The organism is Pseudomonas sp. EA_5y_Pfl2_R50, from assembly GCF_963970475.1.
Classification (GTDB): Bacteria; Pseudomonadota; Gammaproteobacteria; order Pseudomonadales; family Pseudomonadaceae; genus Aquipseudomonas.
This window is the reverse complement of record NZ_CAXAPT010000024.1, coordinates 19,823-28,228: the sequence shown is the minus strand read 5'-3', so window position 1 is coordinate 28,228 and position 8,406 is coordinate 19,823. Positions and strand designations below refer to the sequence as shown.

Annotated in this window: 14 protein-coding genes; all 14 read right to left on the bottom strand. The window is 60.5% G+C overall.

Translation table 11 applies throughout. The features are described from left to right. Positions 1-151, bottom strand: a 151-nt coding sequence (locus AACY19_RS26210) for a phage tail protein I (protein WP_339454423.1), incomplete at its 3' end; no start/stop codon positions are given. A 1-nt stretch (position 152) separates the two neighbouring features. Then, positions 153-1,034, bottom strand: coding sequence for a baseplate assembly protein (locus tag AACY19_RS26205; RefSeq protein ID WP_339454422.1), 882 nt, complete (start codon positions 1,032-1,034; stop codon positions 153-155). Beyond that, positions 1,031-1,357, bottom strand: coding sequence for a GPW/gp25 family protein (locus tag AACY19_RS26200; RefSeq protein WP_339454421.1), 327 nt, complete (start codon positions 1,355-1,357; stop codon positions 1,031-1,033). The genes AACY19_RS26205 and AACY19_RS26200 overlap by 4 nt, the downstream gene beginning before the upstream one ends. Positions 1,358-1,362: 5 nt before the next feature. Further along, positions 1,363-1,611, bottom strand: coding sequence for a hypothetical protein (locus AACY19_RS26195; protein ID WP_339454420.1), 249 nt, complete (start codon positions 1,609-1,611; stop codon positions 1,363-1,365). 52 nt (positions 1,612-1,663) lie between these two features. Next, positions 1,664-2,230 (bottom strand): phage baseplate assembly protein V, encoded by a 567-nt coding sequence (locus tag AACY19_RS26190; RefSeq protein ID WP_339454419.1) that lies wholly within the window; start codon positions 2,228-2,230, stop codon positions 1,664-1,666. After that, positions 2,227-2,745: a hypothetical protein gene (locus AACY19_RS26185; protein WP_273915257.1), complete on the bottom strand. Its 519-nt coding sequence runs from the start codon at positions 2,743-2,745 to the stop codon at positions 2,227-2,229. The genes AACY19_RS26190 and AACY19_RS26185 overlap by 4 nt, the downstream gene beginning before the upstream one ends. Before the next feature lie 4 nt (positions 2,746-2,749). Continuing rightward, positions 2,750-3,406: a hypothetical protein gene (locus tag AACY19_RS26180; protein WP_339454418.1), complete on the bottom strand. Its 657-nt coding sequence runs from the start codon at positions 3,404-3,406 to the stop codon at positions 2,750-2,752. Beyond that, a complete protein-coding gene (locus AACY19_RS26175) occupies positions 3,403-3,717 on the bottom strand; it encodes a head-tail joining protein (RefSeq protein ID WP_339454417.1) in 315 nt (104 codons plus the stop codon). The genes AACY19_RS26180 and AACY19_RS26175 overlap by 4 nt, the downstream gene beginning before the upstream one ends. Continuing rightward, positions 3,717-3,935: a hypothetical protein gene (locus AACY19_RS26170; protein WP_339454416.1), complete on the bottom strand. Its 219-nt coding sequence runs from the start codon at positions 3,933-3,935 to the stop codon at positions 3,717-3,719. The genes AACY19_RS26175 and AACY19_RS26170 overlap by 1 nt, the downstream gene beginning before the upstream one ends. Position 3,936: 1 nt before the next feature. Continuing rightward, positions 3,937-4,965, bottom strand: coding sequence for a major capsid protein (locus AACY19_RS26165; protein ID WP_339454415.1), 1,029 nt, complete (start codon positions 4,963-4,965; stop codon positions 3,937-3,939). Between the two features lie 13 nt (positions 4,966-4,978). Continuing rightward, on the bottom strand, positions 4,979-5,329 hold the full coding sequence (locus tag AACY19_RS26160; protein ID WP_339454414.1) for a head decoration protein: 351 nt from the start codon (positions 5,327-5,329) through the stop codon (positions 4,979-4,981). Positions 5,330-5,341: 12 nt separating this feature from the next. Further along, positions 5,342-6,574 (bottom strand): S49 family peptidase, encoded by a 1,233-nt coding sequence (locus AACY19_RS26155; protein WP_339454413.1) that lies wholly within the window; start codon positions 6,572-6,574, stop codon positions 5,342-5,344. Between the two features lie 2 nt (positions 6,575-6,576). Further along, positions 6,577-8,187: a phage portal protein gene (locus AACY19_RS26150; protein WP_339454412.1), complete on the bottom strand. Its 1,611-nt coding sequence runs from the start codon at positions 8,185-8,187 to the stop codon at positions 6,577-6,579. 2 nt (positions 8,188-8,189) lie between these two features. Further along, a complete protein-coding gene (locus tag AACY19_RS26145) occupies positions 8,190-8,405 on the bottom strand; it encodes a hypothetical protein (protein ID WP_103305626.1) in 216 nt (71 codons plus the stop codon). Between the last annotated feature and the right edge of the window lies 1 nt (position 8,406).

The window sequence follows — 8,406 nt, the reverse complement described above, 5'->3', positions numbered from 1 at the left end:
CTGACCACGCCCACGCCAGATGCGGCAGCAGATGCACCGGACAGGTGTCGGGGTTGTAGAGGTCGCGCAGCGGGACAATCGTCTTTTCGAAAAACGCGGCCTCCATGGCCCGTTCCAGTTGCGTGCTATTGAGCGGCAGTAGACTTTTCATATCAGCCCGCCAGCCTCACGTTGTAGCGCGTGCAGAACGCCGCCTGAGCCTTGGTCGGGGCCAAGTCCTGCCACCCAACCAACTCAACCCGGGCAACGCCGGCAACGTGCAACTGAGCGTCAACAGCGGAGCGTGCGACCTCGACGCCTAGCCGCTTGCGTGGATTGATCCAGCCGGCCAATCGGCTTTTCGCTTCGGCCAAACTGGCATCCGCTTCAGGGCCGGCGCCGGCCATATGCAAGATGGCGTCAATCTCGTAGCGGATCACCTGCGCGCTCTGCACGGTCACCCGATCACCGACCGGGCGCACGTCATCGTCATTCAACGCAGCGGCCACTGTCGCCAGCAGTTCCGGCGGCGCTTCGCCCTCCCCGTCCAACCCCAATACCGTGACCGTGACGTAACAAGGCTCTGGACTTTCGGCCGTAGCATCTGCCACCAGCCCTGATGCATTGCGTGCATGCAGGATGTAGCTGTTACGCGGGCCGGCCGTGGTCAATCCCTCATAGGCCAACTGAATGCGTTCGCGAAACGGGTCGTCTTCTTCCATGACCTTGGGCACCGGCGGCACCGCCAGCAGATCCTCGGCCTGGATGACCAGGCGCTTCAGATTGACGTTAGCCCCTAACTGATCGAGGTCACCGCGAATGGCATGCGCGAGCAGTAGCGCCTTGCCGGCGTCATTGACCCGGGCGCGATTGCCAACCTTGATATAAGCCCCGACCTCAAGCGTCTTAACCACTGGATCGCTTTCCAGCGCGGCCGTCCAGTTGCCACCCATGTACCCGCGAAACACGCCCAGCCCTTCCTGATAAACCTCTTCGAAGTCCAGAGGCTCCAACACGGTCGGCGCCGGCAACGACGACAGATCAACAGTACTCATGCGGCCACCTCCAACGTGACGCTGTCGCCCAGGTACTTCCCGACGATTTGCATATTGATTTGCCCGCCAATGACGGAAATGACGCGCACCTGATCCAGCTTCAAACGCGGCTCCCAGCGCCCTAGAGCGCGGGCGACTTCAGCCTGTACGGCGCTTTTCCAGCCTTCGTTGATGGGCAAATCGACAAACCGGCGCAGCTTGCTGCCGTACTCCATACGGTGCCGGCGACTGCCCAGCGGCGTGCCCAAGATGTCTGGGATGGATTGGCGCAGGTGCTCGATGCCGGAAATGGGTTGGCCGGTGTGGCGATCCATTCCGATCATCTATGTCACTCCTTGAACGGCTCGTATTCTTCGCTGGCTTTCAGGAACTTGACCGCTTCGATGTCGGAGGCCGGCACCACGACCGTCGCCTTGTCGACCGGATAGGAACGGTCAGTGCCGGGTACGATCAACAGTCGCGACGTGTAGAGCTTGTCGCGGAATTTCAAGGACTCAGGCGCTGAGTAAGTTGAGGATGACAATGCCGGTTCCGAGGACGCTTGCACCTCAGTGATGGTCGTGTCGATCTTGGCCATGTATTTCTCCAGGCATGAAAAAGCCCGCACTGGGCGGGCTGTCGTAAATGAATTAATGCGTGTGGTGGTTACTGTTGCCGGTGGCGTCAATGATCGCGCCGGCGCTGGTGATGCCCTTGGTGACGTGCAAAGCACCTTCGATCATCACCGCCGCTTTCAGGTTGATGTTGCCGGTGGTCACGCTCACGGCGCTATCGGTTACAACCGCTTCCGTGCTGGCCACTTTGATGCTGACCGTGCCGCTCGGCAGGGTGATGGTGTAGCTCTTGGCCTGCCAGTCGTAGATCAGCGAGCCGCCATCATCAAAACGCCAGACCTCGACATGGTCGCGGTTGTCTGGTGGGGGACCGGCATTGCCATACAGGCCCGGTACAAACGTGCCTTGCGACACGTCACCGCTGGGGCTGATCAAACTGCCCTGCTCGCCCAAAGACGGTGCCCGCCAGTGCCTGGCCTTGCCGGCGGCGATGCTGTGCCAGCGCACCCAAGCGCTGACCCATTCACTGCCGTCCGACACGCGACATACCGGCGGCGAAGCGGACAGGTCCACCGCGACCACGTAGCAAGCCTTTACCGCCCCCGCGATCATGCGGTCATGCTGGGCGCTGGCGTAACTCACGGAAGATCCTCGGGCCTGAATGGTCCGTCACCCGGCTCAACGTCAAACACCAACGTCCCCGGTGGCTGATCCGGCCAAGGCCAGCAGGTTTCACCGAGGTAGATCTGCTGTGTCCATTCCACGACCCAGACCGTGTAGCCGTCCAGTTCGGGTTTGGTCCAGTCCTGCATGGCCTGAACGAACTCAGCCGGCTCGACCTCTACGCCCCAAGACTGCGCCCGTAGTAGAACGGCCAACTGACCCGCCAAGAACACTGCTTGCTGATGATGGTCGGGCTGGATCGGATCGGTGATCACCCGCGCCTCAAACTTGCAGGCCAAGCAGGTTTCTCCCGTCCCCGGATCAACGCCCGGCTCCATTTCTGCCAGTTCCACCAGCACCGCCGGCAAGGCGATGCGATCATCAATGTTGGGCCAGACCGCGACCGTCTGAACGCCCGGCAAATGATCATGAAGATGTCGTTCGATGGCTCGATATAGCTGCTCAAGACTGAATGGTTCGTCGACTGAATCCATCACGTCATTTCCCCTTCAAGTACTTCTGCACTTCGAAATTGAGTTCCTGCTGCAGGACATGCACCAGGTGTTCGTCTGCTTTACGCACCCAGCTATCGAAGTGCGGTCGGGCTTGCTCCAGCGACACCTTGGCCTTGGCCAGCGGGAAGCGGTTGTCATGTTCAGCAATCCAGCCCGAACTCGCGCCGCCGGCTGCACTGACATCGCTATCGGGGTAATCCGAAGATTTGAAGTGCTTGCTGCCGACGCGGATCCAGACATCTGCGCTGCCCCCATAGACTCGCTTGTGGAACGCGCCCTGGAAGCGTCGCCCCGCGACTGACACACCGGATCGGGTTTGCCGTGCCCGGCCTATGCGGCTGGCTTCCATAGCGTTGAGGCCGAACCACAATTTGCCGCTGTTCGCGCCGCCGCTGACTGGGTAGGCCCGCAGACGTTGCCGTACAGCGGCGACCGCAATGCGTTCCTGCCGGCCGACGGCGCGAGCGATGTGGGTAGCAAGCCAGCGCAAGGTTTTATTGATCGCGCGACGCTGGGCATTGGATGCTGCTTTCGGCACCAAGGCGGCAAAGTCCTGAAAGGCTTTCAAGTCTGCCGCCGAGGTTTGCAGCGAGATCATCCCGCCACTGGCTGAGGGTTTGAAATAGCTGCCGACGCTCATGCTTTAGCCCTCAAAAGCAATGCCACCCAGCCTGAACCATCTGGCTCCAGCTTGACCAGATCGTACTGGCCTCCCCCGTCCTGCTTTGCCAGATCTACAACGACCAATTGACCCGGTTCAACACCCGCCGCATCGACGACGCGAATCTCAAATTGCGGCTCGCGCAATGCGGTGTTGATCCGCCCCACGCGCGGCTGCAGCCATGGCGCGGAAAAGAAACCGGCGATATCTCGACCGCCGACCGTTGCCATGTCGCCCAAGCCATCCAACACCAGGGCGTCCATGTCGTCGCTCAATTCGCGAAAACCCATCACTCACCGCCGCTGTCGTCGTCCTCATTGGCAACGCCCGATTTCTGGCGCAGCAGTTCTTGGGCTCGGGGGTCCTTGAGCGGAGCGATACGCCCTTCGGCGAGTAACGCTTCCTCAACCCCTTTACTTGGCGGACTGTAAGGCTCGCCCTTCACAACAACGACGCGGCCATCCTGCACGCAACCGTCGATCACCAGAAAATCGGCTTTCTTGGCCATGTCACACCACCTTGGCGTAAATGAACGCATCCGGTTCGAGCAGGCCAGCCAATGCCGCACTCTGCAGCTTCAGCCAACGAGCGCTCGGCTCTTGGGTCACCCAGCTCTTAGGGAAGCGCGCCGCTTCGACCAAGCCGCTTTCCACGGCTTCCAGATCTTGAATCGCCCCGTACAGCATGGCGTTGCGCGTGGACGTCGAGCCGAGAATCAAGCCACCTGCCGGAATCATTGGCTGCTCGTCATCCTCGTCGTCCAGATACCACTCGTCGTAACCGTAAAGGTCAACGCCGGGATCATTCAGATAGCCCAGGTAAGTCACGCCGTCGGGCAGTTCCTCTGGCTTGATCAAGCCCATGTCAACGCGGCGAGTGTTGAGTTGTTTCATCACCATTGAGCTGGATTGAAATGCATCCAGCGCTTCGCCGCTCATGGCTACGGTGTTTGCAGTGCGGCCGGAATCCTTGGCGATCTTGCGCTTCCAACTACGAAGATTGGCAATCGGATCGCCGTCTTCAGTGCCCCACTGACCGCTGCCCAGGCTGATCTTGTGATCGGGGGCCATCAGGAAGTCGATGGTGTCATCCACCCCTTCCCCCACGACGCGAACCTTTCCGGTCGTAAGTGCTTGGGCGCACATCCACTCTTCCCGGCGGATGATTTCGTCGTCGAGATCGCGCAGATCCTTACCGAGCAATTGCCCGGCACGCTCCAGCGGAGTACGCGAGGAAAACGGGTTGTCGCCGGCAGAACGCTTGAGCACCAGCTCGGCAGTGGTTTCGCGCTTGGGTTGAATGTACGGTGGGCTGTAAGTGCTGGTGGTATAGCCTTCACGCAACGACACACTGCCCGGCAGGCGCGGATTAACAAACGGCGCCATTTTGCGCTTGCCCTTGATGATGTCGATGTCCACGGTTTTGGTCGGGAACGTGACAGGACTGCCACCGTTGAAAAAAGTTTTCAGCAAAAAGCGCCGCGCGGTTGGCATCTGCTCAACCGCTTCAAGCATGGTGCGGGTATCAAAAATATCCATCAAAAACTCCGAATTAACGAACGAACAGGCACAGGGGACGCAGCGCAGCTTTTGCCTGCGCCAGAGTAAAACCCTCGCCGAGTGTGAGTTGACTGGCCAGCACTTCACCGGTCAGGCGGATCGGCGCTACCTGCGCGCCTGAGGTCGTATCAGTGGACTGATCCAGTACAGCCGCAGGTGCTTCGGAGCCATCGGTTGCTGCGGCCTTGCACAGCACGTATTCGCCACTGGCCGTTACTTGCCCAAGGACGGCGCCTCGATTGAGCTTTTGGCCGGAAGCGATCACGGCGGTGTCGATCATCACCGGGAAAGCACCGGCGGACAGTTGGTCCGGGACATAGGTTTGGCGTTCTGGGTTGCTCATGAAGTTCTCCAATCAGCGGCGCGAGGCGCCCTCGACGATGGCGTTTACGACGGCCTTGCGCTCACCCTGAGCGGCATCGCCCGCAGGAGTGGACGTCGATGCACCGGTGGCGTCGGCTTTGATGGCGTTAAGGGAAATGCCGCGATCCTGCGCAGCCTTGAATAGCTGTAGCGCTGTAGCTTCAACCGTGGAGCCTGCTTCGATGGCAGCGGCAATTTCAGTTTCGAAACCCTTGCTGGCCATGGCATTGATGCCAGTAATGCGTTGCCGCTCTGCAGTAGCGCCTTCCTCGCGACTTTGGGTGCGGATGCTTTCGAGATCCGGCTGATTGGCCTGAGCGATTTCGATGGTTTGCGGATCCGTGCCGGCGGCCAGCGCCTCACGCAACTCCGCCGTGCTGCTGACGGTGGTCATGTTGTATTTCCTCGGTTGAGTGGCGGCCGGTTTGGCCAGTTCGGTAATCAATGTTTCAAGCGACCCCAGACGGTGAGCCAAGCCGTACTCGACAGCCGCGGCGCCAACGCGCAGGCCGCCGAAGTCGCCCATCTCTGGGACACGCTCCGGCTCCACGCCCAGGTTGCGGGCCACCTTGGCGACGAACACATCACCCATGGCGTCGACCGTTTCGCCGACCTTGGCCCGCCCTTCTTCGGTAGAGAGATCCACGCGCTTGTTCGGGGCATTGCGGCTGACGATCTGGTAGCGCTTACGGCCGTTGGATTCCTCGCCGCCGACCACGGCTTCAACGACCACACCGATACTCCCCGCCAGTGCCGTTTCGTCGATGACGATTTCGCTGGCAGCTGACGCAATCCAATAGGCCGCGCTTGCACCAGTGCCGCCGATGTAGGCAACGATACGTTTATGGTCACGGGCCGCATGGATCTGGTCAGCCAGTTCGTTGATGCCGGCAGCGACGCCTCCTGGGCTGTCGATGTTCAGGATGATCGCGCTTACCTTGGGATCCTCGAGCGCAGTCTGCAGGTCGGTGGCCAGCACCTGAGTGCTGGTCGCGCCGCTGATCTCGGTAAAAAGGTTGGCATAGCGAAACACCGGACCGACTACCGGGATGATCGCCACACCATTGCGTACTGTGACAGTGCGGCTGTTATCCAGCCGCATGCCAGTGCGTGTTTCCAGCGCCGCTGGATCACCTACGCGGTCTGCAATGGTTAGCAAGTTATCCAGGGCGCCGGGCAGCATCAGCCACGGCTGCGATGCAGCCAGCTCGAATGCACGGGGCATGGTTATTCCTCATTGGGATTGGCGGACGGCGGTGTTTCCTGCTCCCGCCCTTTGGGTAAAACGTGCAGGCCATCGTTGCGCCTCTGGGTGACTTCGCGCACGCGCTGCCGATACACCTGCTGCCACGGCTCGCCGGTCATTGCGGCGGTTTCCAGTGTTTCGTTGCTGACACCAATCTCGATGCGCTTACCGGCGGCGTTGGCCTCTTTCAACTCATCAATGGCGCCGCGAGCGGGGCCGATCCAGATGGCCTGGCAGTAAGCTTTGCGTTTAGCCGGGTCCGCATAACCCGGCAAAGTGATCAGTCCACGGGCCACCGCCTCATCGATCAGCAATTCCCGGCTGGGCTGGCAAAAGTCACAAATCAACCACCAGCGGCGCAGGCTGTAAAAACGCCACGCCTGCAACATCGCCGCACGGGCTGCGCTATAGCTGCTGCTGTAGTGGAGCAACAGCTCTTCCATCGGTTGCTCTAAAGCAGCGCCGATTTCCTTGACCACTGCCGTAAAGAACGGATCGAATTGCGCATTTGGCCGCGCAGGATTAGCGATTACCGGTTCCTCACCTTGGCCCAGGTCGACAATCGCCCCCTCGCCCAGAGCCAGTTCGCCGTCAGCCGTTGTGTCACCTGCGGGACCGTCGCCTTCGTTGGCTAATGCGGTCAGCGGGAGATTCCCTACCTGGAAGTCGTTGGTTTTTTTGATGAACACCGTGAACATTGCTGAGATCACCGCCGCCATCAGCTCGGCGCTGCTGTAGCGCTCCAACTTCTGCAGCGGTTCCAGCACCGGAGCCAGGTAAGGCGCTCCGCGCTTTTGTCCCGGACGCTCCTTGTCGGCCATGACGTGCATGACGCGGCGCCGGCCCGTGGCCTCGCCAAAGGCTGGCAGACGCTCCCATTTAAGCGCCTGGCCGGCGGTGTATTCGTTGGGGTATCCGGTACAGACGTAATACGCCAGCGGCGCTCCCATCCGGTCGAACTCGACACCGTCCACGAGGTTTGCGCCGTCAAGTTGCCCGGCTGGATTGCAGACCCGGTCCGATTCGATCAACTGCAAGCGCGTGCTGAAGATACAGCCGGGGCGCTCATCGTCAGGACTAGCAATCAGCACGTCACCACCCACCATGGACGAGATCAATACCAGTGCTTGTAACTGGTAGTGGTTGAGTGTCGCTTCGGCATCGCATTCGCGTGGATCATCGGCGTACAGCGACCACAAGCGATCAAGCTGATTGTTGATTTTCTCAGCCTGCGTCTCGTCGAGACCTAATGCGTCATGATCGATCTGTGACCGGCAAACCAGCCCGGTTCCTACGACATTGGTGCGCAAGCGCGTGATCGCCGCACGGGCTATCAAGTGATTGCGCATGGCGTCTCGCGAGCGAGCAACCAGCATTCGACGCTCGTTTTGGTCGAGATCTCGACGCGGACTGCCAAGACCGGGAATCCAGCTGGCCATGCTGCGCAGTACGCGAGAAGCCCCCCGCCATCTCGTCTCAACACCGCCCCCGCCCCCTTGGGCGACGATAGGCTTGGACTCGTTTGCCGACTTGGCGAGTTTGAGGGCCTCGCGCATCAGCAGCTCGGCCGGGTCTTTTCGAAAAAATCCCATAGTCAGATCTTCATGTAGGAGACGCGGTTGCGGCCACGTCCCTGTTGTTGAGCCTGTTCCAACGCGACCTCTCTGGCGTACTGCTGCTCCAGAAGACGCAAGCTGTTCAGCTCAGCGCGATAAAGCTCGCGATCCGCACGGCGCAGGCGCTGGCCTTTTTTCAGGACGTCAGAGATCGCCGCCCGGACTTCCGCGAGGCGCTGTTGTGCGTCTGTCATG